The organism is Desulfuromonas sp. CSMB_57, from assembly GCF_020194955.2.
In the GTDB taxonomy this organism is placed as follows: Bacteria; Desulfobacterota; Desulfuromonadia; order Desulfuromonadales; family Syntrophotaleaceae; genus JAFCIY02.
The window spans coordinates 42,225-66,130 of sequence record NZ_JAFCIY020000019.1; the positions used below are offsets into that span (position 1 = coordinate 42,225).

Annotated in this window: 18 protein-coding genes; 12 read left to right on the top strand and 6 right to left on the bottom strand. The window is 62.6% G+C overall.

What is annotated here, in order from left to right:
• The first annotated feature begins 29 nt into the window (after positions 1-29).
• From JQN68_RS04565 to JQN68_RS04585, 5 genes are all read left to right on the top strand, one after another.
• The gene (locus JQN68_RS04565; RefSeq protein WP_225073078.1) at positions 30-452 is read left to right on the top strand and encodes a universal stress protein; all 423 of its coding nucleotides are present in this window, start codon (positions 30-32) and stop codon (positions 450-452) included.
• Positions 453-545: 93 nt separating this feature from the next.
• Positions 546-1,514 (top strand): hypothetical protein, encoded by a 969-nt coding sequence (locus tag JQN68_RS04570; RefSeq protein WP_225073079.1) that lies wholly within the window; start codon positions 546-548, stop codon positions 1,512-1,514.
• A gap of 412 nt (positions 1,515-1,926) precedes the next feature.
• On the top strand, positions 1,927-3,255 hold the full coding sequence (locus JQN68_RS04575) for a M23 family metallopeptidase (protein ID WP_225073080.1): 1,329 nt from the start codon (positions 1,927-1,929) through the stop codon (positions 3,253-3,255).
• Between the two features lie 143 nt (positions 3,256-3,398).
• Positions 3,399-6,053, top strand: a complete 2,655-nt coding sequence (locus JQN68_RS04580) for a cation-translocating P-type ATPase (protein ID WP_225073081.1) — start codon at positions 3,399-3,401, stop codon at positions 6,051-6,053.
• A gap of 74 nt (positions 6,054-6,127) precedes the next feature.
• Positions 6,128-8,290 (top strand): monovalent cation:proton antiporter family protein, encoded by a 2,163-nt coding sequence (locus tag JQN68_RS04585; RefSeq protein ID WP_249621032.1) that lies wholly within the window; start codon positions 6,128-6,130, stop codon positions 8,288-8,290.
• 188 nt (positions 8,291-8,478) lie between these two features.
• Here the strand turns inward: JQN68_RS04585 and ettA are convergent, their stop codons facing one another.
• Both ettA and JQN68_RS04595 read right to left on the bottom strand, forming a co-directional pair.
• Positions 8,479-10,164 (bottom strand): energy-dependent translational throttle protein EttA, encoded by a 1,686-nt coding sequence (ettA, locus tag JQN68_RS04590; RefSeq protein ID WP_225073083.1) that lies wholly within the window; start codon positions 10,162-10,164, stop codon positions 8,479-8,481.
• Positions 10,165-10,307: 143 nt separating this feature from the next.
• Positions 10,308-10,508 carry a cold-shock protein gene (locus tag JQN68_RS04595; protein ID WP_225073084.1) on the bottom strand — a complete coding sequence of 67 codons (201 nt, stop codon included), beginning with the start codon at positions 10,506-10,508 and terminating at the stop codon, positions 10,308-10,310.
• A 334-nt stretch (positions 10,509-10,842) separates the two neighbouring features.
• Here JQN68_RS04595 and JQN68_RS04600 point away from each other — a divergent pair, with 334 nt between their 5' ends.
• On the top strand, positions 10,843-12,516 hold the full coding sequence (locus JQN68_RS04600; protein WP_249621033.1) for a Na/Pi cotransporter family protein: 1,674 nt from the start codon (positions 10,843-10,845) through the stop codon (positions 12,514-12,516).
• A gap of 24 nt (positions 12,517-12,540) precedes the next feature.
• On the opposite strand, the gene JQN68_RS14585 is transcribed toward JQN68_RS04600, so the two are convergent.
• Genes JQN68_RS14585 through znuC form a run of 3 tightly spaced genes read right to left on the bottom strand, consistent with a single transcriptional unit; the run spans position 12,541 to position 15,066 of the window.
• Positions 12,541-13,419 carry a peptidoglycan DD-metalloendopeptidase family protein gene (locus JQN68_RS14585; RefSeq protein ID WP_283775386.1) on the bottom strand — a complete coding sequence of 293 codons (879 nt, stop codon included), beginning with the start codon at positions 13,417-13,419 and terminating at the stop codon, positions 12,541-12,543.
• 52 nt (positions 13,420-13,471) lie between these two features.
• A complete protein-coding gene (znuB, locus tag JQN68_RS04610; protein WP_225073086.1) occupies positions 13,472-14,272 on the bottom strand; it encodes a zinc ABC transporter permease subunit ZnuB in 801 nt (266 codons plus the stop codon).
• Between the two features lie 17 nt (positions 14,273-14,289).
• Positions 14,290-15,066, bottom strand: a complete 777-nt coding sequence (gene znuC, locus JQN68_RS04615) for a zinc ABC transporter ATP-binding protein ZnuC (protein WP_225073087.1) — start codon at positions 15,064-15,066, stop codon at positions 14,290-14,292.
• 105 nt (positions 15,067-15,171) lie between these two features.
• On the opposite strand from znuC, the gene JQN68_RS04620 reads away from it, so the two are divergent.
• Positions 15,172-16,119: a zinc ABC transporter substrate-binding protein gene (locus JQN68_RS04620; protein ID WP_225073088.1), complete on the top strand. Its 948-nt coding sequence runs from the start codon at positions 15,172-15,174 to the stop codon at positions 16,117-16,119.
• Positions 16,120-16,155: 36 nt separating this feature from the next.
• The gene (locus JQN68_RS04625; protein ID WP_225073089.1) at positions 16,156-17,199 is read left to right on the top strand and encodes a hotdog domain-containing protein; all 1,044 of its coding nucleotides are present in this window, start codon (positions 16,156-16,158) and stop codon (positions 17,197-17,199) included.
• 62 nt (positions 17,200-17,261) lie between these two features.
• Here the strand turns inward: JQN68_RS04625 and JQN68_RS04630 are convergent, their stop codons facing one another.
• Positions 17,262-17,966, bottom strand: coding sequence for an FKBP-type peptidyl-prolyl cis-trans isomerase (locus JQN68_RS04630; RefSeq protein WP_225073090.1), 705 nt, complete (start codon positions 17,964-17,966; stop codon positions 17,262-17,264).
• Positions 17,967-18,148: 182 nt separating this feature from the next.
• Between JQN68_RS04630 and JQN68_RS04635 the strand changes: the two genes are divergently transcribed.
• From JQN68_RS04635 to JQN68_RS04650, 4 genes are all read left to right on the top strand, one after another.
• Positions 18,149-19,297, top strand: a complete 1,149-nt coding sequence (locus JQN68_RS04635) for a S1C family serine protease (protein ID WP_225073091.1) — start codon at positions 18,149-18,151, stop codon at positions 19,295-19,297.
• Between the two features lie 193 nt (positions 19,298-19,490).
• Positions 19,491-22,691 carry a carbamoyl-phosphate synthase large subunit gene (gene carB / locus JQN68_RS04640; RefSeq protein WP_225073092.1) on the top strand — a complete coding sequence of 1,067 codons (3,201 nt, stop codon included), beginning with the start codon at positions 19,491-19,493 and terminating at the stop codon, positions 22,689-22,691.
• Between the two features lie 51 nt (positions 22,692-22,742).
• The gene (locus JQN68_RS04645) at positions 22,743-23,216 is read left to right on the top strand and encodes a YiiD C-terminal domain-containing protein (RefSeq protein ID WP_225073093.1); all 474 of its coding nucleotides are present in this window, start codon (positions 22,743-22,745) and stop codon (positions 23,214-23,216) included.
• Between the two features lie 20 nt (positions 23,217-23,236).
• Positions 23,237-23,830 carry a MarC family protein gene (locus JQN68_RS04650; protein WP_225073094.1) on the top strand — a complete coding sequence of 198 codons (594 nt, stop codon included), beginning with the start codon at positions 23,237-23,239 and terminating at the stop codon, positions 23,828-23,830.
• Positions 23,831-23,906: the final 76 nt, after the last annotated feature.

Below are 23,906 nucleotides of genomic sequence, written 5' to 3' on the forward strand. Positions count from 1 at the left end.
CGTTTCGCTTTCCGGAGAGGAGGCCCGCCATGAAAATTCTGCTGCCCATCGATCGCTCCGATACCTCGCGCCGGGTTCTGGACATGGTGGCCCGGCGCTCCGTCTGGCTGCCCGAAGGCACCCTGGTGCTGCTGCATGTGGTGGATGTGGACCGCCTGGCCTACCGGATGATTCCCGATTTTCAGGTAGAAATGGTGGCGCAGAAGGCGAAAGAGGTCGGCCGGCAGTTGCTGAGCGAGCAGGCCAATCTTTTGCGCCAGGCCGGACTGGAGGTCGAAACCCGTCTGGAATCGGGCGCGCCGCGCGCCGTCATCCCGCGCCTGGCCAACGAGGAGAACTTTAACCTGATTGTTCTCGGCCGGCGGTCCACGGGAGAAATCCGGGATGTCCTGTTCGGCACCGTTACCAATCACGCCCTGCACCGGGTTCGCTGTCCGGTTCTGTTATACTGAGCCCGGTTGACGAAAGTCGCCCATTTGTGCCAGGTCATTTCAAATCATTGCAGTAACTTCCATCTCCTGCTGCCGGGAACTTCGAGGAATGTCATGATCCGCTTCGGGCCTGGTCTGTTGCTGGCTTTCTTGCTGCTCTTGCCGACCCCGCTGGTTGCCGGGGAGCCCGGGGCGGCAGCGCCGTTTCTGCCCGCCGTCGGCGTGGGCCGTCTGACTTCGCCGGAACTGGCCGAAGCTTCAGGCCTGGCCCCGTCACGCTTGCGGGAAAAGGTCTTCTGGCTGGTCAATGACAGCGGGGCCGACCCGGTCCTGCATGCCATCAACCTGCAGGGCGCCGATCTCGGATCGGTACGGGTGGCGGGAGTCGAGAATGTCGACTGGGAGGATCTCGCTTCCTTCGTCTGGCAGGGGCGGTCCTGGCTGCTGGTGGCCGATACCGGTGACAATCTGGCTCGGCGCGATGAGGTGGTAGTGCACCTGGTGCCGGAACCCGAGGCGCACAACGGCCGTTATGCGGGCTCCGTGCGGCCGCATTGGAGCCTGCGGTTCCGGTATCCGGAGGGTCCGCGCGATTGCGAAGCGGTGGCGGTGGATGTTTCCCGCGGAGAAATCCTTCTGCTGAGCAAGCGGAATCGGCCCGCGGTGCTCTACAGCCTGCCTCTGCAGGCCCCGACGCCGTCGGCAGGGCCGGTCACGGCCCGCAAGGTGACGGCGGTTGAATTGCTCCCGGTTGCCAGGGACAGCCAGCTGCTGGAACTGTTCGGGTCCTTTCAAACCCAGCCCACCGCCATGGATATCAGCGCGGACGGCCTGACGGCGGTGGTACTTACCTATCAGGATGCCTACCTTTTTCGTCGCCGGCCCCGGGAAAGCTGGGCAATGGCCATGCAGCGGCAACCGCAGCGCATCGTTCTGCCCGGTCTCGATTATCTGCCCCAACGCGAAGCCCTCTGTTTCACGGCCGACGGCAACGATTTGCTGGTTACTTCAGAAGGGGAGGGCGCCGCTTTGTTTCTGCTCGGCTCAAAAACAAAACCGAAGGAGCCTAAGCGTCGGGACTGAGAGTATTAGCGATACTACTGTGCATATGCACAGCATCAGGCTGTATTTCCGCACATCCTTCTGCACCCAGACTCACATTCACAGATTGAGCTCGATCCGGTACTGTCTCCGATACTCCACGAAACCCGGTAAGCGACCATGTGTTACGGTGGCCTTGGCCACCACAGGATTTCTGGAGGCCTGAGTGTACGCCGCTTCAAATATGCTGAACGAAAACCTGCTCAACGTTGCTCACCGCGCGGCGCAGTCGCTTGCCTGATCCGGCCCGACGCCGCCCACAATCACTTCGAGGATCGCTTTTGCCGGATCCTCGACCGTCACTCGCTCTGTTCAACTTATCACGGACCGTTCGCGGCCGGTCCGGGGCCTTCGTCATCAATTCAGACAGATTTATCTTTATTGAGGATGTGCTATGTTCAAGGAGACCCCTTCCCTGCGTCATTTCTGTCCCCGTAAATATCGATCCAGGCATTATGGACGCCGTATTTTGCTGTGTGCCCTGTTGCTCGGCGCCGGTCTTTGGGCAGCCCAGAACTGGTGGAACTCAAGCGCCGGCCGCAAGGCGGTCACGAAAGAAGGGGCGGCCGAGCCGGCGGGACCGCAGCGCAAGGTGGTGCAGGGAACGATCCAGTCCGGCGATACCCTCGGCTCCCTGCTGGGGCAGACATTGTCGCCCAGCCAGGTGCATGATCTGACCCTGCAGTGCCGGGAAGTGTTTCCGGTCACCCGCATCTGCACCGGGCGGCCCTACAAACTTTCCCTGCTGGATGATTCCTTCGAAAGTTTCGTGTATGAAATCAATCAGGATGATCAACTGCTGATTATCCAGGATCAAAACGGATTTTCCGTCAGCCGCGAACCCATCCCCTACACGGTGCATGTGTCCACCATGCGCGGCAGCATCGAAAGCAGCCTCTTCGAGTCGGTGGTCAAAGCTGGAGGCAGCGATGCCCTGGCCGTGCGTCTCGGCAATATCTTCGCCTACGACATCGACTTCATTCGCGACATCCAACCCGGCGACTCTTTCGAGATCGTGGTGGAAAAGCGTTTTCGGGAAGACCGGCCTGCGGGGCTGGGTCGATTGCTGGCGGCGCGCTTCAACAACAACGGCCAGGTGTATAATGCCTTTTACTTTGAAGATGGCGACAAGCCGGGCGCCTATTACGATCAGAACGGCCGCAGCCTCCGCAAGGCCTTCCTGAAAGCACCCTTGTCTTTTTCCCGCATTTCTTCCGGTTTCAATCTGCGCCGTCGCCATCCGATTCTCAATACCGTGCGGCCCCATCCGGCCATCGACTATGCGGCACCCACCGGGACGCCCATCATGACCATCGGCGAAGGGACGGTGATTGCCGCCACCTACAATCGATTCAATGGCAATTACGTTCGGGTCCGTCACCCCGGAGGTTGGGAAACCCTGTACAATCATATGAGTCGCTTTGGCAGCGGCATTCGCACCGGTTCCCGGGTGCGGCAGGGGCAGGTCATCGGCTATGTCGGCAGCACCGGGCTCTCCACCGGTCCGCACCTGGATTTCCGCATGTACAAGAACGGGTCGGCGGTCAATCCCCTGACCGTCAAGATGCCGCCGGCGGAACCGGTGTCCAAGGCCAACCTGGCCGCCTTCCGGGCCGTGGTGGCGGAGCAGGTCGCCAGGCTGGAGGGGAGGGAGGTGCCCCAGGTCGCCCAATTGCATACGGAGCGGGCCTCGCCACAGCGCTCCAGGGATGTCCTGAACTGATTCAGACCCCTGCCGGCTCCCGTTCCAAAGGATGGGGGCCGGTTCTGTATGGAGCATGGCAATTCACTTGAGGGCCTGGCGCCCCGAGACCCTTCTCCACGGTTGCTGAATAGTTTCCATGGAGCCAAGCAGCAGGAGTGGACATGGACTGGTATCGTATCCCCTCGGAAGAAGTGCTCACACAGCTGAAAACCGATGGTCATGGACTGTCCGCCGGCGAGGCCCGGGCCCGGTTGGCGGAATATGGCCGCAACCGCCTGGTCGGCGGGGAAGGCATTGGCTGGCTGCGGATTCTGCTGCACCAGTTTACCAGCCCGTTGATCTATATCCTGCTGGCGACGGCACTGGTGGCGTTTCTCCTCGGCGAGACCATCGATGGCGGCGTTATTGTCGCCGTGGTGCTGATCAACGCCCTGATCGGCTACATCCAGGAGTTCAAGGCGGAAAAAAGTGTCCGCGCATTACAGCGCCTGGCCGTGCCCATGGCCCGGGTGCTGCGGGATGGCAGCGAACAGGAAATTCACAGCGAGGAACTGGTGCCCGGCGACGTGGTGCTGCTGGCCTCGGGGATGCGGGTGCCGGCCGATGTGCGTTTGCTGAACAGCATCGAATTGCGCATCGAGGAAGCCATGCTCACCGGGGAGTCGTTGCCGGCGGAGAAAACCCATGAGTGTCTTGACGCCGAGCATCTGACTCCCGGCGATCAGCGCAATATGGCCTTCATGGGCACGGTGGTGGTCGGCGGCCGCGCCAAAGGGGTCGTGGTGGCGACGGGTGCCGGCACCCAACTGGGCGGCATTGCCCGGCAGGTCCGGGACGTGCAGATGGTGAATGCTCCGCTGCAGGATAAAATCAGGCGGTTCGCCCACGGTATCGGTGTCCTGGTGTTGGCCGCAGCGACCGTTCTGTTCGGTGTCGGCCTGTGGCTCGGAGAAAGTGCCCGCGACATGTTCATGATTGCCGTGGCGGCGACCGTGGCCACCATTCCCGAAGGCTTGCCCATCGTGGTCACCATCACCCTGGCCATCGGCGTGGCGCGCATGGCCCAGCATCATGCCATCGTCCGCAACCTGCCGGCGGTGGAGACCCTGGGCAGCACCACCGTGATCTGTTCGGACAAGACCGGCACCCTGACCCGCAATGAGATGACCGTGACCCGCATCGATCACGGCGGACGCCTCTTCGAACTGACCGGTACCGGTTATCGGCCCGAGGGAGAGTTGCTGCATGAGGGGCAACCGGTAAGCCTCGGCGAGGATGACGACCTGGCCCGATTGCTGCGCATCGGTCTGTTGTGCAATGAGTCGGAAATATACCAGAAGGACGGCGAATTTCGGGTGGATGGCGATCCGACGGAGGGTGCCTTGATTGTCGCGGCCCTCAAGGCCGGCCTGGACCCCGAGGAGGAGCGGGAACGTTGGCCGCAATTGGGGCTGTTGCCCTTTGAATCGGAGCGGGGTTTCATGGCGACCTTGAACCGATCCGGCGAGCAGGCCCTGGTCCTGGTCAAGGGCGCGCCGGAGGTGGTCCTGACCAGGTGCGAGGTCCCGGATGCGGAGCGTGAAGAGGTTTTGGCTGCGGTACGCCGTCTGGCCGCGGAGGGGTTGCGGGTGTTGGCCATGGCCTGGAAGGAGATGCCGGCCGACTGTCGCTCCCTGTGTCATCGCGATGTGGAAACAGGTCTGAAATTCGCCGGATTGCAGGGCATGATGGACCCGCCGCGTCCCGATGCGGTGGAGGCGGTGGCCGATTGCCGAAGGGCCGGTATCCGGGTGGTGATGATCACCGGCGACCATGCGGCCACGGCGGAGGCCATCGCCAACCGCATCGGCATCGGCGGCGAGGACGCCAGGCTGCTGACGGGCAGTCAACTGGAAGCCCTCAGCGACGAGGAACTGTTCCACGAGGTCCCCTGCGTGGCCGTGTATGCCCGGGTGTCGCCGGAGCACAAGCTGCGGGTGACGGAACAGCTTCGAAAACACGGTGAAATTGTTGCCATGACCGGAGACGGCGTCAACGACGCCCCGGCCCTCAAGGCCGCCCACATCGGCATCGCCATGGGCATCACCGGCACCGATGTGGCCCGGGAAGCCTCGGACATGGTGCTGACGGACGACAATTTCGCCAGTATTTTTGATGCGGTGCGGGAAGGCCGCATCGTTTTCGACAATATCCGCAAGGTGGTGTTTTTCCTCATCCCCATCGGCATCGCGGCGATTTTGACCCTCATTGGGACCATGCTGTTGGGATTGCCCATTCCCTTTGTTCCGGCCCAGTTGCTGTGGGTCAACCTGGTTACCAACGGCTTGCAGGACGTGGCTCTGGCCTTCGAACCCGGCGAAGCAGGGATCCTGCATCGTCCGCCGCGTCCCCCGGGCACCGGGATCATGTCCGCCGTGCTGCTGCAACGCACGGTACTGGTTGGCCTGATCATCGGCGGTGGAGTAATTTTCAACTATTACAGTACCCTCAGGGCCGGATTCGACCTGGCCAACGCCAGAACCGTGGCGGTGACCACCATGGTTTGTTTCCAGTTCTTCCAGGCCTGGAACAGTCGCTCGGAAACCCGTTCCATCCTCCAGGTTCCCCTGTTCAGCAATCCATTTTTGTTTTTCAGCACCCTGGCCTCTTTTCTGGCCCATCTGGCTTTTCTTTACATTCCGGCCATGCAATGGGTCTTCAGATCCACGCCCCTGACCGCCGGCGAGTGGCTGCGGGTGTTGGCCGTCAGCGTCACGGTGGTGATGATCGTGGAACTGGAAAAGTTGCTGCGCCGACTGTTGCGACGCGAAAAGTAATTGCCTGATCGGTGCCGTTGCAGGGATACTGCTCCTGTTCCGGTTCCCAATCAACCCTTGCCCACGACGAGATCATGAGCCTGACTTCCGCCAATTCCTTTTTTGAAATCGCCGCCATTCTGAGCCTGGCCACCCTGTTGAGCATGGTCGGCCAGAAGCTGCGCCAGCCCCTGATCATCATGTTTCTGGCTACCGGCATTCTGGCGGGGCCGGCGGTGCTGGGCATCATCGCCAGCCATGAACAGATCGCCCTGCTGGCCAACATGGGCATTGCCCTGCTGCTGTTCATCGTCGGCCTGAAACTGGATCTGCACCTGATTCGTACCACCGGCCCCGTCGCCATGGCCACGGGTGTGGGGCAGATTCTCTTTACCTCCGCCATCGGCCTGGTGCTGGCCTTGTGGCTGGGTCTGCCGTGGTTGCATGCCGCCTATGTGGCCGTGGCCCTGACCTTTTCCAGTACCATCATCATCGTCAAACTGCTCTCCGACAAGAAGGAGATCGATTCCCTGCACGGCCAGATCGCCGTCGGTTTTCTCATAGTGCAGGATATTGCCGCCATATTGGCTCTGGTCATACTGACCACCTTCGGCAGCCGCATGGCGGGGGATGTGTCGGTGCTGGAGTCGTCCCTGCTGATCTTCGTCAAAGGCGTGGGGATGCTGGTGCTGGTGGCCCTGCTCATGCGTTATGTGTTGCCGGCGCTGCTGCAGCGCCTGGCTCAGTCCCAGGAGTTGCTCATCCTGTTTGCCATCGCCTGGGCGGTGCTGCTCGGCGCCGGCGGCGAAGTGCTCGGGTTCAGCAAGGAGGTCGGGGCTTTTCTGGCCGGGATTTCCCTGGCTTCCACGTCTTTTCGGGATGCCATCGGCGCTCGCCTCACCACCCTGCGGGATTTTCTGCTGCTGTTTTTCTTCATCGACCTGGGTGCCCGCCTGGACTGGTCGACGGTCGGCGCCCAGGTTGGTCCGGCGGTCCTCTTCTCCGGATTCGTGCTGGTCGGCAACCCCATCATCGTGCTGATCATCATGGGCTTCATGGGCTATCGCCGCCGCACCGGGTTTCTGGCCGGCCTGACCGTGGCCCAGATATCGGAATTCTCCCTCATCGTGGCCGCTCTAGGCCTGAGCCTCGGACATATTTCACCGGAAGTCATGGGGCTGATCACCCTGGTCGGCGTGCTGACCATTTTTGCCTCCACCTACATGATCCTCTATTCCGGTCCCCTTTACCGGCTGCTGTCTGGTCCTCTGAAAATCTTCGAGCGGCAGCAACCGTTCCGCGAGGCGGCGGCCGACTCGGTGCGGGAGCTGCCTTCCGTGGATGTCATCCTGGTGGGTTTGGGCAATTACGGCAGCGGCCTGGCCGAGGATCTGTTGCGCCGTCGCAAGACCATCATCGGCGTCGACTTCGATCCCGTCGCCCTGGACAAATGGCGGGCACGGGGCATTTCCGTGCTGTACGGCGACATGTCGGACCCGGAACTCCTCGACCATCTGCCCCTCGACAAGGCCCGCTGGGTGGCCAGTACGGTGCGGGAAAAGAATCTCAACCTGGCGACGCTAAGCGTTCTCAAGGCGCGCGGCTATGAGGGCAAGGTAGCCCTGACGGCTGTCAATCAGGAGGAGGCGGCTCTGTACGAGAAGGCCGGCGCGCAAGTGGTGTTCCGGCCCTTCAGCGATGCCGCCGAGCAGGCCGCGGATGCCCTCAGTCATGCCATGGGCGCCCTGCCGTCGCATATCGACTGGCCGGTGGCCTTCAAGGAGGTGCGGCTGCGTTCCGGGTCCGCCTTCGCCGGGCAGAAGGTGCGGGCGATTCCCCTGCGCACGGCGGCGGGGGTGTCGATCCTGGCCGTCAGTCGTGCCGGCCAGGTGAAGTATGATCCGGGGCCCGACTATCGTGTCTATCCGGGGGATCGGTTGCTGCTCATGGGGCCGGTGGAGGAACTGCGTCAGGCCGAAAAGATTCTCGAAGAACTGGCCATGGCGGAGGAGGAGGTCGGGCAGGAGCGTTTTGCCGTCACGGAACTGGCGGTGGGCGGATTCTGCCAGTGTACCGGGCGCACCTTGGCGGAACTGCAATTTCGACAGCGCTACGGGGTGACGGTGGCCTTTATCCGCCGGGACGGCAATGAAGTCGCGGCGCCAGGTCCCGACGAAAGGCTGTTGCCCGGCGATCGGCTGATTGTCATCGGCGCGGCGGCGGCGGTGGAAAAAATCCGGCAACAGGAGAATTTATAGGTAAAACAAAGGGGCTCGCCGGTATCGGCGAGCCCCAAAGGTTTGCAACAACATCACTTTTTGGCATCTGTCAAGAAGGGTTTCGCGCCCGGAGACCCTTTGCCACACAGTTCAGCATGGGCATGCTGCATCCGCCCTCTCAGGCGCGGGTCGGATTTGCCTTCGGACTTCAGCCTTCACCCTTTTTTTCATGCCCGGGTCAGGGGGCGGTACTTGATGCGATGCGGCTGGTCGGCGGCGGCGCCGAGGCGCCTGCGGCGATCCTCTTCGTACTCGGACCAGTTGCCTTCGAACCAGACCGCCTGGCTGTCGCCCTCGAAAGCCAGGATGTGGGTGGCGATGCGGTCCAGGAACCAACGGTCGTGGCTGATGACCACGGCGCAGCCGGCGTAGTTTTCCAGGGCTTCTTCCAGGGCGCGCATGGTGTTGACGTCCAGGTCGTTGGTCGGTTCGTCCAGCAGCAGGACGTTGGATTCGCTGCGCAGCATTTTGGCCAGATGCACCCGGTTGCGTTCGCCACCGGACAGCACGCCGACCTTTTTCTGCTGTTGGTCGCCGCCGAAATTGAAGCGCGAGACGTAGGCGCGGCTGTTCATGGTGCGGTTGCCCAACTCGATGACTTCCTGGCCGCCGCTGATTTCCTCCCAGATGGTCTTCTCCGCATCGAGGGCTTCACGGCTCTGATCGACATAGGCCAGTTTGACTGTCTCGCCGACCCGGATGGTGCCCCCGTCAGGCTGCTCCTGGCCGGTGATGAGGCGGAACAGGGTGGTTTTACCGGCACCGTTGGGACCGATGATGCCGACGATGGCGCCCGGCGGCAGGCGGAAATTCAAGCTCTCGAACAGCAGGCGGTCGCCAAAGGCCTTACTGACGCCTTGGGCCTCGATGACGACGTCCCCCAGCCGCGGTCCGGGCGGGATGAACAGTTCCAGTTCCCGCTCCTGGTCCTGGCTCTGTCGGCCGAGCAGTTGCTCATAGGCGGTGATGCGGGCCTGGCCCTTGGCGTGGCGGCCCTTGGGCGACATGCGAATCCACTCCAGTTCCCGCTGCAGGGTCTTCTGCCGGGCGCTTTCCTGTTTTTCCTCTTGGCGCAGGCGTTCCTGTTTCTGATCCAGCCAGGAGGAATAGTTGCCCTTCCAGGGGATCCCCTGGCCGCGATCCAATTCCAGGATCCACCCGGCGACGTTGTCCAGGAAGTAGCGGTCATGGGTGACGGCGATGACGGTGCCGGCGTAACGTTGCAGGTGCTGTTCCAGCCAGGCCACGGTTTCGGCATCGAGGTGGTTGGTCGGTTCGTCCAGCAGCAGGATGTCGGGTTTCTGCAGCAGCAGGCGGCACAGGGCGACCCGGCGGCGTTCGCCGCCGGACAGCACATCCACCGGAGTGTCGCCGGGCGGGCAGCGCAGGGCGTCCATGGCCTGTTCCAGGCGGCTGTCCAGGTCCCAGGCCTCGAGATGGTCGAGTTTTTCCTGCACCTCGCCCTGGCGGGCGATGAGGTCGTTCATTTCGTCGTCGGACATGGGTTCGGCGAATTGCAGGTTGATACGGTTGAATTCTTCCAGCAGGTCGACGGTTTCCTGAACGCCCTCCTCGACAATCTGACGCACCGTACGACCGGTGGCCAGTTGCGGTTCCTGCTCCAGGAAACCGACAGTGTGGCCTGGTGAAAGAATGGTCTGCCCCTGGAACTCCTGATCGACTCCGGCCAGGATGCGGAGCAGGGAACTCTTGCCTGAACCGTTCAGTCCCAGTACGCCGATCTTGGCGCCGTAGAAATAGGACAGGGAAATGTCTTTCAGGACCGGTTTCTTATTGTGAAACTTGCTGACCCGGATCATCGAATAGATGACCTTGCGGCCTTCATCGCTCATGGATCTGTTCTCCTGATAAAATGGAAGCTGTTCGCGGTAAAAGCAGGGCGAAAGATGGCGGAGGGGGTGGGGTGATGCCGGTACATGTCAAAAAAGCCCCGCGGCAGGCCGCGGGGCTTTTTGGGATCCGATTGTCGGGAGGATTAGATCTTCCGGACGTTGGCCGATTGCGGCCCTTTTTGACCCTGGATGACGTCAAAGGAGACGCGGTCCCCTTCGGCGAGAGACTTGAAGCCATCGCCCTGAATCGCCGAGAAGTGCACAAACACGTCCGGACCGTTGTCCTGCTCGATGAATCCAAAACCCTTCGCGTCGTTAAACCACTTAACCGTACCTTCTGCCATTTTTAACTCCGTGATTCCCTGCGGGAACGTTTGGTTGTGCAAATCCGGGCCGCGTCTGCATTGGAAAACACACAAAAGGAAAATTATGTGTGCTTTTTCGATTGACGTCGTGTCAATATCGGGCGACAAAAAACTTGCACAAACTTGTCGTGATGCTGGCGACCATATCATGAGGTGGATCTGAAATACAAGCATTTTTGTTGTGGATTATCGGGTTTTATGAAGGGGTTTTAGCCAACCCGGCATTTTCGGTCCGCGCCGCCGCAACCATGGTCTTTTCGGGGGGTATTTTAATGGGGCTTTTTAGCGGTTCACACTTGGATGACGGAGCCGATTGCGGTTCGAAGACTTGCTCCGCAGTTGCAACCTGGCCGATGGAGAATTGGCCATGATCGGCATCGTGTTTCGCCTGGCAGGCGGGATCGGGCTGTTTCTGCTCGGCATGTCGCTGCTTTCCGACGGTTTGAAAGCTTTTGCCGGTGATGCCTTGCGCCAGGCCCTGGTGCGTTTCACGGGGCGACCGGCCAAGGCCTTTGTGTCCGGAGCCCTTGCGACGGCCCTGGTGCAATCGTCCGGTGCGACCACTGTGGCGGTCATCGGTTTTGTCAGTGCCGGTTTGCTGACTTTTGCTCAGTCCGTCGGTCTGGTCATGGGCGCCAGCCTCGGCACCACCAGCACCGGCTGGATCGTGTCGATTCTCGGCTTGAGGGTCAGTTTCGGTTTCTATGCCCTGCCCTTGGTGGGCATCGGTGCCTTCATGAAATTGCTGGCGCGCGGTCGCTGGCGCTCTCTGGGTCTGGCCCTGGCCGGCTTCGGGCTGATTTTTGTCGGTATCGAGACCCTGCAGGCCGGCATGCAGGGCTTGGCGGGTTCATTTCAATTGCAGGCCCTGCCCGCTGACGGTTTGATGGGGCGTGCGCTCATGGTTCTGATCGGGCTGGTGCTGACGGTGATCATGCAGTCGTCCAGTGCCGCGGTGGCCACTACCATGACGGCCCTGCATGCCGGCTCGATTTTTTTCGAACAAGCGGCGCTGCTGGTCATCGGCGCGGCCATCGGTGCCACGGTCACCGGAGCGCTGGCCGCCATCGGCGCCAGCGTGCCGACCAAACGGACGGTACTGGCCCATGTCATTTTCAATCTGGGCACGGGACTCATCGCCCTGTTCCTGTTGCCCCTGTTTCTGCGCGGCCTTCAATGGGCCCAACTGCACTTGGGGCTGGATCCGGGAGCGGCCAGCCTGGCGGCCTTCCATACCGCCTTCATCACCCTTGGGGTGGCGGTTTTTCTGCCGGTAGTGGAGCGCTTTTCCGCCTGGATCGAGAGGGTTTTGCCCGACAAGGGCCCGAAATTGACCCATCATCTCGACCCGACCCTGATGAGCGTTCCGGCGGTAGCCTTGGAGGCGAGCCGACGGGCCCTGAGCGAAACGGCCTGTGAGCTGTTCAATGGGATACGGGATGGCCTGGTCAATTATCGCCAGGTTTCGGAGCCGGCCTGGACCCTGGAACTCCAGCAGGCCCTGGACCGGACCCAGCAGTTTCTGGCCGGCATTCCACCGGTGGCGAACGAAGCCCCCTTATCCCAGACCCGCATCGCGCAGATGCACGCCGTGGCGCATCTGGCGCGGCTCTGGTCCTATCTGCAGCCACCGGTGGTTCTGAGGCAAGCCATCATCCCTGAGCCTTTGTCGGACACGGTCGACCTGGTCCGGGAAATTCTGCATTTGGGAGAAGCGGGTCTGCACGGGCGGGCAGAGGCCGACTGGCTGTCGGGGATCGAGGGAAAATCCGCTGAGGTAACGCAGTTGCATCGTGAAGGCCGGCCCGTGGTGTTGAGTCGGGCAGCGGCCGGCGGGCGTGATGCCGCCATGGCCCTGTCCATGCTGGATGCCATGCGCTGGCTCGACCGGGTCGGCTACCATGCCTGGCGCATCAGCCATTATCTGGGTGGCGAAGGCCGAGCCGAAGCGATCATGGTCGAGGTCCGTCAGCCGGTTGACGAGTGACGCCGACCGGCCCGGAGTCTGCTCTTATTGTGTGAACAGGGCCGGCAGGGCCAGGGGGTCGACCCGACAATCATGCACCCGCAGGCCCCAGTGCAGGTGCGGCCCCGTGGAACGCCCGGTGGACCCCACTCGGCCGATGATTTGGCCGGCGGTGACGCTTTGGCCGTTTTCCACCAGGATCTCCGAGAGGTGAAAATACATGGTAATGAGTCCCATGCCGTGGTCGATATACACCGACCGACCGGAAAAGTAGTGATCGCCGGTAAGGATCACCACCCCGTCGCCGGCGGCGGCAACGGGATGTCCCGAAGGTGCCCGCAGGTCGACGCCGGAATGAGTGCTGCGCGGCTGGTCGTTGAACATTCTCTGCACGCCGAAGGGCGAACTGACCGCGCCCTGCAGGGGTTTTCTGAAGGGCTGTCGCCATAATTGCTCCGGCCGGGAACCGGCCAGGGCGGCACGCACCTCGGCCTGTTCCCGTTGGTGGCGGGCGAGGATTTCCGGATCCGGGGAGACATAGCTTTCCGGTACCTTAAGGCGCTGGACTGGAAATTCCCGGGGTTTGATGACCAGGGGCAGGGTATGTCGATGCTCCCGACCCTGGCGGTCGGTAACCGTGAGTTGGAGAATGACGGGGCCAGGCTTGGTGTCGCGGGGAATACCCAGAAAAGCGGCCAGCCGGTTTTCTGCCGTCAGCGGTACCAGCGGCACCCGAATTTCACCCCAGTCGATGTGCGCGGCAGCCTGGGAGGGATCGACATCGATCCGCAGCAGGCCGCCGGGCTGCAGCTGCGAATCGTCGAGGTGGATGTTCCACCCCGGGTCGCTTTCAGCCGTGGCTTGGTGGCAAAGCCCGGTCGCGCCGATGAGAGCCAGAAGGCACAGCAGGAGGAATTTTGCCATGGGGATTTCCCTGTCAAAAGTTAGGGTGACAGCCGTTCGGGGTGGCATCGGGTCAACGAGAATCGGCGCTGAGCAGGCGCTCCAGGCCGAGGCTCAAAACGAACAGCAGGGCGGCACTGACGACGATGGCCGGCCCGGCCGGAGCGTCCCAACGCAATGAAACCCAGAGACCACCGCCGACCGCCAGGGCGCCGACACCGACCGCCAGCAGCGCCATCTGTTCCGGCGAGCGGGCCAGTGAGCGCGCCGCCGCCGCCGGGATGATGAGCAGCGAAGTGACCAGCACCAGGCCGACAATCTTCATCATGATGGCCACCAGCAAGGCCATGAGCAGGACAAAGGCCAGCTGCACTCTCCGCACCGGCACCCCCTCCACCTCGGCCAGTTCAGGGCTGACGGTCACGGCCAGCAGCGGCCGCCACAGGCGCCACAACAGTGTCAGCATCAGCAGTCCGCCCCCCCAGATCCAGGCCAGGTCAAGACGGGTCACGGCCAGGATATCTCCGAACAGGTACGCCATCAGGTCGATGCGCAGGGTCTGCTGAAAGCCGACCACGACCAGGCCGACGGCCAGGGAGCTGTGGGCCAGGATGCCCAGCAGGGTGTCGCCGGCCAGGCCCTCACGCTGCTGCAGCAGAAACAGGAGCAGCGCCAGGAGCATGCAGATGGCGACCACCGCCAGGGTCAGATCCAACTCCAGGAGAAAACCCAGGGCTACGCCCAGCAGCGCTGAATGGGCCAGGGTGTCGCCGAAATAGGCCAGCCGTCGCCAGACGACGAAGCACCCGAAGGGGCCGGCGACGGCGGCGACACCGAGGCCGCCGAGCAGGGCTCGGAACAGAAAATCATCCATGAACTGTCCTTTCAGTCCTATTCCGGCGGCCGGACGGCCTGCGGGTGGTTGTGATTGTGTTCCTCGCGGTGCCGATATACCGCCAGGGATTCGCCCACCTGCGGACCGAACATCGCAATGAACTCGGGGCATCGCACGACCGCTTCCGGGGTGCCGGTGCAGCACAGGTGGCGGTTCAGGCACAGTACCCGGTCGGTGGCGGCCATGACCAGGTGCAGGTCATGTGAAACCAACAGGATGGTGCAGCCCCGCTCGTCGCGCAGGCGTCCCAGCAGCAGGTACAACTCAGCCTGACCATGGACATCCACGCCTTGGATGGGCTCGTCCAGGACCAGCAGATCGGGTTCGCGCAGCAGGGCCCGTGCCAGCAGGACCCGCTGCAACTCTCCCCCGGAGATGCGCTGCACCGGGTGATCGATGACCTGTGACGCACCGACCTCGGCCAGAGCTTGCTCCACTTGGTGACGGGGGAAAGGGGTGATCAGGGTGATGAAGCGGTGTACGCTGAGGGGGAAGGAAGGATCGATGGCCAGACGCTGCGGCATGTAGCCGATACGCAGCTCCGGGCGCAGCCAGAGGCGGCCGCTGAACCCGGGTTGCAACCCGAGCAGGACTCTCAGCAGGGTGGTTTTGCCGGCACCGTTGGGGCCGATTACGGTTAGGATCTGGCCGGCAGCAAGGTCGAAAGTAATGTCGTCCAGCAATCGTCGACCGTTGACTTCGAGGCTTAAATTCTGCGCCTGGACCAAAAGTTGACGCGGCTGCCGTGCGGAGGGTACGGAAATTTTTGGCATCGGTTGCTCGAGATCCAAGGGTTGTCGGAATTAATTGGTATAATGGGTGTGCTCTGGCCAAAAACACATATATAACATATAAACCGATGCCCATGGGAGGTGCTGATGCGGAAATTGTTTGTGCTGGTGGCGGTGGGGTTGCTTTTGATGATGACGGATGCGCTGGCGGCGCCCAAGGTGGTGGTGACCATCAAGCCGATCCATTCCCTGGTGGCCGGGGTCATGCAGGGGGTGGGTATACCGGAATTACTGCTGCAGGGTGCCGCCTCGCCTCATGGCTACAGTCTGCGGCCTTCCGACGTCCGCAGTCTTTCCCGGGCGGATCTCATCGTCTGGGTGGGGCGGGACCTCGAAACTTTCATGCTCAAACCCCTGGCGGCGCATGGCCGCCGGGCCCGCGTTCTGACTTTACTGGATACGCCGGGCATGAAACTGCTGCCGGCGCGAACCGGGGGTGGGTGGGAAAGCGAAGCTCATCACCATCATGGTCACGGCGACGGCCATCATCACCACGCCAAAGCCGATGCAGGTGAGGCGATGGACGCTCATCTGTGGCTGAGCCCGGCCAACGCGGCGACCATCGTGCGCCGAGTGGCTGCGGAGTTGGCAGAACTGCATCCCCAGAGTGCGGCCGCCTACCGGGCCAACGAACAGCGCCTGTTGCGCCGGATTCAGCAGTTGGAAAAGGAGCTGGCACTGCAGCTGAAACCGGTGCAGGGCGTGCCCTACCTGGTCTTTCACGATGCCTACCAATATTTTGAAGAAACCTTCGGGCTCAACGCCGTCGGCTCCATCACGGTCGATCCGGAACGCCGGCCGGGCGCCCGCCGGTTGCGGGAAATCCGCACCAAGGTGCGGGAATTGGGGGTGGCGGCCGTTTTTGCGGAACCCCAATTCGAACCCCGCCTGGTGGCAACGGTGGTGGAGGGCAGCAAGGCTCGGGTTGGCCTGCTCGATCCCCTTGGAGCGGACCTGCCTCCAGGCGAGGAGGCATGGTTTCAGCTGATGCGACATATGGCCGACAACCTGCGCGGCACCCTGGTATCTCGCTGAAACATGTCGACGACACCTGTTGAGGAGAAACTTGCCATGCGACCCCTTGAAACATCCTTTTCCCAAACTCTGCCCCTGGCTTCCGATTCGGCCCTGCGACGGCGTTTCATGGTCCTCGACGAGCCCATTGCCGGCAACCTGCGCTTCGGTCTGCTGCTGGAAGTGCTCGACAAGATTGCCGAAGAGACGGCCCTGAAGTACGTCAACCGCTTCTTTCCCGAGGCGCGGGTGGTGACGGCGGCCATCGACAATATCGTGGTGCGCCATGTGGCGGATGTAACCCGTGACGTGCGGTTTGCCGCGCGCATCAACCATGTCGGCCGCTCGTCCCTGGAAATCGGCATCCGGGTCGAGCAGCCGGGCGAACCCCAAAATCATATCGCTTCCTGCTATTTCACCATGGTCGCCCGCTCCGGAACCGGCGAGGACGCGGTCAGCGTCACCCTGCCGCCCCTGGAGTATGCGGAGGACATCGAGCGGCAACGGGCCGACAAGGCCCTGGAGCGACGGCAGGAGTACAAGCGTCAGCAGGCCGCGCTGCTGGAACCGCCGAGCCGGGAGGAATACCTGATGCTGGCCGACCTGCACCAGGCCCAGGAACAGCCCGGTTTCGACGGGTTGCTGGTGAGTAATCTGATCACCGACGCCTGGGAGCGCATGTATCCGGAGCAGGAGAACGTGCCACAGAAAATCTTCGGCGGCTACCTGATCCGGCGCGCCTTTGAACTGTCCTCCATCTGTTCGGAACTGGTGGCGCCGAACCGGCCCATGGCCGCCGCCGTCAACCGTATCAACTTTTTTCACCCGGTGCGCATGGGCGACACGCTGCATTACACCGCGCGGGTGGTATACACCGATGACAGTTTCGTCTGCGTGGAGGCCGGCATCGAGCGCATCAGCCGCGACCGGACCACCAAGGCCCTGTCCAATTCCTGTTTTTTCACCTTCGTCAACGTGGACCACCAGATGGTGCATCGACCGGTGCCGCGGGTTTACCCCAATACCTACGCCGAAGATGCCCGCTATCTTGCCGCGGCCCGCAGCTCCCGGGTTCTTATGCAGGACGGCCTGACCCTGTGAGGGCCAGGCCGTTTGGGAGTTCTCCCGCCGAGGAGTGCCTGACAGATCAAGCCTGAGCCTTGCTACTGAATGGAAAGCAGTTCCAGTTCGAAGATCAGGGTGGCGTTGGGGCCGATGCCGGGCATGTCCTTGTCGCGGTAGGCGAGATCCGAGGGGATGAACAGCTGCCATTTGGCACCCGGCCGCATCATCTGCAAGGCTTCGGTCCAGCCCGGAATCACGCCCTGCAAGGGAAAGGTCGCCGGCTGGCCGCGGCGATAGGAGCTGTCGAATTCCGTGCCGTCCAGCAATTGGCCGCGATAATGGACCGTCACCCGGTCCTGGGGACCGGGTTTTTTGCCGTTGCCCGGGGCGATGATGCGGTATTGCAGGCCGCTGATGCTGGTGCTGACGCCGGGCTGCTGACGGTTTTTGCTGAGGAACGCCCGTCCTTCGTAAAGATTGCGCTCGGCGGCCGACATGGCCTTGTTTTGCGACCGGGCGGAGAGGCTTTGCCGCAGGGTTTCCCGGGCTTCACGCATTTCCTCCTCGCTCATGGCGGGAGGCGCATCCTGCAGAGCATCCCGCAGTCCGCGCATCAGCATTTCCGTTTCGACCTCGATGCCCTGAGCACGAAAATCGCTGCCGATTTTATGGCCCAGGCTGTAGCCGGCTCGTTCCCGGTCGTTGGCCGGCGCGCCTTGCGCCCGCGTCGGGACAGCGGTCAAAAGCAGGGGCAGGGCGGCGGCCAGGGCGGCCAGAACCGACGGGATGGCGGGTCGGGACATGGGAAGTTCCTTTCAACTTCGACCGGGGCAGAAAGGCCCTGGCCGTGCAGGAAAAAGTGTCGATTATTTTCAATTGTTAATATTGCGACTGGTCCGGAAGCTGTGTCTGTGGTATAGCATGAAAAGTCCGTTTGTAACAGCCGGTCCGAATTTATTTTCAAATCCTGCTGCGGAGAAGCGTCATGCAGTGCCCCAAATGCGGCCATGAACAGGAGTCGACGGCCAGTTGCGAAGCCTGCGGCCTGGTGTTTGCCAAATTCGAACGCCGGCAGGAAATGTTGCACCATGCCGCTCCCCCGCCGGCGGAAATCCGGCCTGACGGACGCGGGTTGCGGATCTGGTGGCTGGTGGGCTTGGCCGTCTTGTTGGGCCTGGGTGCCGGACGCTGGCTGTGGCGGCCGGCGGGGCCGCCGCCGGTCATGGTGGCCGATAGCGCGGAACCGGCTTCCGTCGCCGATGCCGTTGCGCCTGGCGAGGGCCCGCGGAGCGTAGGATCGCCCGTTGAAAAGCCGGGCGCCGAACCGGCGGCTTCGGCCGCGTCGGCGGTGCTCGATAACCCCATCGAGCGGGCCCGGGATGCGACGGTGGTCATTCGCACCCCCTGGGGCAGCGGCGCCGGTTTTTTCGTGGACGGTCAAGGCCATATCATCACCAACCGCCATGTGGTGGAATTCGATGGGAGCAAACTGAACGCCTTGCGCGAGCATTTGAGCCGGCTGGAAAAGGCCCTGGCCGAAGAAAAACGAAGGATGGAGCAACTGCAGCGCGACCTGGCAGGCATCACCAATCAGGACTGGCGCCGCCAGGTCGAGAGCCGCATCGCCCATGGTCGGGAACAGATTCGCAAGTACCAGGAACTTCACGATCAAATGGAAAGCACCCGGCGCACGGTGGAATATTACACCCCTTTGTCGGATCTGCGCGTGATCCTGGTGGACGGTCGCGAACACCGCATCAACGCGGTGCACCTCAGCCGCAATCTCGATCTGGCACTGCTGTCCCTGCAGGGCGGCAGCGGCGGTATAGCGCCCCTGCGCCCCAATCCGCACCCCCTGCCTCAGGGGGCCCGGGTCTATACCATCGGCAACCCCTCCGGCCTGCGGCACACGGTGACATCCGGCATCGTCTCCGGCTATCGGCGCACCGAACGGGGTCTGCTGGTGCAGACCGACGCGCCCATCAATCCCGGCAACAGCGGCGGCCCCCTCATCGATGAAGAGGGCCGGGTGGTCGGTGTCAATACCCTGCTGTTGCAGGACGCCCAGGGGATCGGCTTTGCCATTGCCGCCCGGGAGGTCTGGCAGGAGTTTTCCGGACGGATAGCCCCCTGACGTCCGGAGCCGCGACCGCCGATTTTTGTTTGAGGTTACGGTCCCTTTTCGGCTAGACTGAACGCCGCCCCGGAAGATTCTTTCGAGGCGGCGTTTTGCATTGATTTCCGGAACCGGCGAGGTTCCCTTGTTGTGTATGGTTGTGTTACCGGGGTAGCTGATTGTTGGCAGGGTTTTTTTCAGGGAGGCGTGCATGCCCAAGCGTGAAGACATCAGGAAAATTCTCATCATCGGGTCCGGGCCGATCATCATCGGCCAGGCCTGCGAGTTCGATTATTCCGGCACTCAGGCCTGCAAAGCCCTGAAAAAGCTCGGTTATGAAATCGTACTGGTCAATTCCAATCCGGCCACCATCATGACCGATCCGGTCATGGCCGATGTCACCTACATCGAAGCCCTAAACGTACCGACCATTACGGAAATCATCGCCAAGGAACGGCCGGATGCCCTGCTGCCCAACCTGGGCGGCCAGTCGGCCCTGAACCTGGCCTCGGCACTGGCCAAGCAGGGGGTGTTGGAGCAGTACGGCGTCAAGGTCATCGGCGTCAATATCGATGCCATCGAGCGTGGCGAGGACCGTCAGGCCTTCAAGGACACCATGGCCCGTCTCGGCATCGAGGTGGCGCGCAGCGAAATCGCCACCAGTATCGAGGAAGCCGAACAGATTGCCGACCGCCTCGGCCTGCCGGTGGTGCTGCGGCCGGCCTACACCATGGGCGGTACCGGCGGCGGCATCGTCTACAACATGGAGGAACTGCGCACCGTCATGGCCCGCGGTCTGTCGGCCAGCCTGGTCGGCCAGGTGCTGGTCGAGGAATCGGTTATCGGCTGGGAAGAATTGGAACTGGAGGTGGTGCGCGACGCCAAGAACCAGAAGATCACGGTCTGCTTTATCGAAAACGTCGATGCCATGGGGGTACATACCGGCGATTCCTTCTGCACCGCGCCCATGCTGACCATCGGCGAGGCGTTGCAGCAGCGCCTGCAGAAATACGCCTACGACATTGTCGAGGCCATCGAGGTCATCGGCGGCACCAATGTCCAGTTCGCCCACGATCCGCAGACCGGCCGGGTGGTGGTCATCGAAATCAATCCCCGCACTTCGCGCTCCTCGGCTCTGGCCTCCAAGGCGACGGGCTTTCCCATCGCCCTGGTATCCGCCCTGCTGGCGGCCGGCCTGACTCTGGATGAAATCCCCTACTGGCGGGACGGGACCCTGGAAAAATACACGCCGAGCGGCGACTACGTGGTGGTCAAGTTCGCCCGCTGGGCCTTCGAGAAATTCCGCGGCGTGCAGGACAAGCTGGGGACCCAGATGCGTGCCGTGGGCGAGGTCATGAGCATCGGCAAGAACTACAAGGAAGCCCTGCAGAAAGCCATCCGTTCCCTGGAATCGGGCCGCTACGGTCTGGGCTTTGCCAAGGATTACAACGCCCGCGGCCTGCCGGAGTTGCTCGATCTGCTGGTCGAACCGACCAGCGAGCGGCAGTTCATCCTCTACGAGGCCCTGCGCAAAGGGGCCGATACGGAAACGCTGCAGCGGCTGACCCATATCAAGGCCTGGTTCATCGAGCAGATGCGGGAACTGGTCGAACTCGAGGAGCGGCTGCTGGCCGCCAAGGGCACAATGCCGGCGGATGAGCTGCTCATCGCCGCCAAGCGCGATGGTTTCGCCGATCGCTACCTGGCGAAAATCCTCGGCCTGGCGGAAGCCGACCTGCGTCGCCGTCGCCTGGAACTGGGCGTTGCCGAGGCTTGGGAACCGGTGCCGGTCAGCGGCGTGGAGGATGCCGCCTATTACTATTCCACCTACAATGCCGAGGACCGGACCTCCGCCGGGCCGGGCCGCAAGATCATGGTGCTCGGCGGCGGTCCCAACCGCATCGGTCAGGGCATCGAGTTCGACTACTGCTGCGTGCATGCCGCCTTCGCTCTGCGCGATCTGGGCTACGAATCCATCATGGTCAACTGCAACCCGGAGACGGTGTCCACCGACTACGACACCTCCAACAAGCTCTACTTCGAGCCCCTGACCGTCGAGGATGTACTGGCCATCTACGAAAAGGAGCAGCCGGAAGGGGTCATCGTCCAGTTCGGCGGCCAGACGCCCCTGAACGTGGCGGCCGAACTGGCGGCCAACGGCGTGCGCATCATCGGCACCTCGCCGCAGACCATCGACCTGGCCGAGGATCGGGACCAGTTCAACCGGGTCATGCAGCAACTCGGCATCCCCCAGCCGCGCTCCGGCATGGCCAGCACCGTCGATCAAGCCCTGACCATCGCCGCCGATATCGGCTATCCCCTCATCGTCCGGCCCTCCTACGTGCTCGGCGGTCGGGCCATGGAAGTGGTGCATGACGAGGCCATGCTGCGGGAATACATGGACAAGGCGGTGGACGTGTCGCCCGAGCGGCCGATTCTCATCGACCAGTTTCTCGAAGACGCCATCGAGGCCGAGGCCGACGCCATCGCCGACGGCCAGGACGCCTTCGTGCCGGCGGTCATGGAGCACATCGAGCTGGCCGGCATCCATTCCGGGGACTCGGCCTGCGTCATTCCGCCGGTCAGCATCCCCCAGAAGCACCTGGAAACCATCGAGGAATATACCCGCAAGATCGCCGTGGCCATGGGCGTGGTCGGGCTGATGAACATCCAGTATGCCATCGCCGGCGATACGGTCTACATTCTTGAGGCCAACCCCCGCGCCAGCCGCACCGTACCCTTGGTCAGCAAGGTCTGCAACATTCCCATGGCGCGCCTGGCCACCCAGGTGATGTTGGGCGCCCGGTTGGCCGATCTCCATCTGCAGCGCCGGCCGGTGCCCCATTTCGGGGTCAAGGAAGCGGTTTTCCCCTTCAACATGTTCCCCGAGGTGGATCCGGTGTTGGGCCCGGAAATGCGTTCCACGGGCGAGGTGCTGGGGCTGGCGGACAACCCCGGCCTGGCCTTCTTCAAAGCCCAGGAGGCGGCAAATTCGCCTTTGCCGCTGGCTGGAGCGGTGCTCATCAGCGTTTCGGAGCGGGAGCGGGCCGGCGGACTGGAAGCGGCGCGGCGCTTCGCCGAACTGGGCTTCAGCCTGCGCGCCACGCGCGGCACCTGCCAGTATCTGCAGGAGCACGGTATCGCCGCTGAGGTGATTCTCAAGGAACACGAAGGTCGGCCCAATATCAGCGATGCCATCAAGAACGGCGAAATCCAGCTGGTGGTCAACACGCCCAGCGGCAAGCTCAGTGCGCATGACGACAGCTATATCCGCAAAACGGCGATTCGCTACAAGGTGGCCTACATGACCACTACGGCGGCGGCCATTGCGGCGGCCAAGGGCATTGCCGCCAAACTGGCCGGCAAGGGCGAGGTGCGCAGCCTGCAGGACTATCATGGTGACATTATCTGACACGGGCGATTTCCGTCGCGCCAGGGGGAAGGGGACTGCAGGAAATACCCCATGTCGAGCCTCTTACTCCAGAGTTTGACCGAGCGCCTGTTCGCCGCCATCCCCATGGCGCGGGTCATGGGGGTTGAAGTCGTCGCCTGGGATGGGCGGGCCCTGCTCCTGGGCGCGCCCCTGGCGCCCAACCACAACGACAAGGGGACCGGTTTCGCCGGTTCCCTGGCAACCCTGGCGACTTTGGCCGGCTGGGCCCTGGCCACCCTGCTGGCCGAAAAATTGGCCGGTCCTTGCCAAGTGGCGATCTTCGAAAGCGAACTGCGCTATCTGCGTCCCGTCACCGGGGACTTCACGGCGCGCTGCACGGTGCCGGACGAGGTGGCGTGCGAAAGGTTATCCACAACCTTGAGAGCGCGCGGACGGGGCCGGGTGGCCCTGACCGTGGAGGTGCTGCAGGGGGATGAGGTCAAGGTGAATTTTCGCGGTCGTTATGCGGTGTGGAAGGCTGATCAAAGGCAGGCTGAAGACTGATGACTGAAGGTTAACCTCCGATGGCTGCCATGTTTTTACAGGTCTATCTCAAACTGTTCGTCATCCTGACGCCGTTTTTCGTCAGCTCGGCCTTTCTGTCCCTGACCCGGGGCATGTCGCCGGGGGAGCGGCAGCGCATCGCCGGCAAGGTGACGGTGGCCATCATTGCCGCCCTGTTCGTTCTTTACCTGTTCGGGCAGCGGATTTTCGCCCTGTTCGGCATCACCCTTGATGCCTTTCGCATCGGCGCCGGGGCGGTGCTGTTTCTGTCCGCAGTGGGCATGGTGCGCGGACCGGCCTCGGTGACGCCGCCCGGTCCGGGCGAGGATGTGGCCGTGGTGCCCCTGGCCATCCCCATCGCCGTCGGTCCCGGCACCATCGGCGCCCTGCTGGTCATGGCGGCCGAGCCCCTGACACTGGCCGAGCGCCTGGTTTCGGCCGGCGCCATGCTGGCGGCGGTGCTGACCGTCGGCCTGCTGCTGGTTATGGCCGGACGTCTGGAGCGTCTCATCGGGCAGCAGGGGTTGAACATCCTGACCAAGCTCACCGGCCTGTTCGTGTCGGCCATCGCCGCGCAGATCTTCTTTACCGGCCTGAAAAATTTTCTGGCTTGATGCGGCTTTGTCGCTGCCTATTAAGAACGGCAATGGTTTACAAAGGGTCTCGGTGTGGGGGGCGCGAGACCCTTCT

Coding starts and splice junctions, on each gene's coding strand:
- JQN68_RS04565 (WP_225073078.1), top strand. CDS start 30: ATGAAAATTCTGCTGCCCATCGATCGCTCCGATACCTCGCGCCGGGTT.
- JQN68_RS04570 (WP_225073079.1), top strand. CDS start 546: ATGATCCGCTTCGGGCCTGGTCTGTTGCTGGCTTTCTTGCTGCTCTTG.
- JQN68_RS04575 (WP_225073080.1), top strand. CDS start 1,927: ATGTTCAAGGAGACCCCTTCCCTGCGTCATTTCTGTCCCCGTAAATAT.
- JQN68_RS04580 (WP_225073081.1), top strand. CDS start 3,399: ATGGACTGGTATCGTATCCCCTCGGAAGAAGTGCTCACACAGCTGAAA.
- JQN68_RS04585 (WP_249621032.1), top strand. CDS start 6,128: ATGAGCCTGACTTCCGCCAATTCCTTTTTTGAAATCGCCGCCATTCTG.
- ettA (WP_225073083.1), bottom strand. CDS start 10,164: ATGAGCGATGAAGGCCGCAAGGTCATCTATTCGATGATCCGGGTCAGC.
- JQN68_RS04595 (WP_225073084.1), bottom strand. CDS start 10,508: ATGGCAGAAGGTACGGTTAAGTGGTTTAACGACGCGAAGGGTTTTGGA.
- JQN68_RS14585 (WP_283775386.1), bottom strand. CDS start 13,419: ATGGCAAAATTCCTCCTGCTGTGCCTTCTGGCTCTCATCGGCGCGACC.
- znuB (WP_225073086.1), bottom strand. CDS start 14,272: ATGGATGATTTTCTGTTCCGAGCCCTGCTCGGCGGCCTCGGTGTCGCC.
- znuC (WP_225073087.1), bottom strand. CDS start 15,066: ATGCCAAAAATTTCCGTACCCTCCGCACGGCAGCCGCGTCAACTTTTG.
- JQN68_RS04620 (WP_225073088.1), top strand. CDS start 15,172: ATGCGGAAATTGTTTGTGCTGGTGGCGGTGGGGTTGCTTTTGATGATG.
- JQN68_RS04625 (WP_225073089.1), top strand. CDS start 16,156: ATGCGACCCCTTGAAACATCCTTTTCCCAAACTCTGCCCCTGGCTTCC.
- JQN68_RS04630 (WP_225073090.1), bottom strand. CDS start 17,966: ATGTCCCGACCCGCCATCCCGTCGGTTCTGGCCGCCCTGGCCGCCGCC.
- JQN68_RS04635 (WP_225073091.1), top strand. CDS start 18,149: ATGCAGTGCCCCAAATGCGGCCATGAACAGGAGTCGACGGCCAGTTGC.
- carB (WP_225073092.1), top strand. CDS start 19,491: ATGCCCAAGCGTGAAGACATCAGGAAAATTCTCATCATCGGGTCCGGG.
- JQN68_RS04645 (WP_225073093.1), top strand. CDS start 22,743: ATGTCGAGCCTCTTACTCCAGAGTTTGACCGAGCGCCTGTTCGCCGCC.
- JQN68_RS04650 (WP_225073094.1), top strand. CDS start 23,237: ATGGCTGCCATGTTTTTACAGGTCTATCTCAAACTGTTCGTCATCCTG.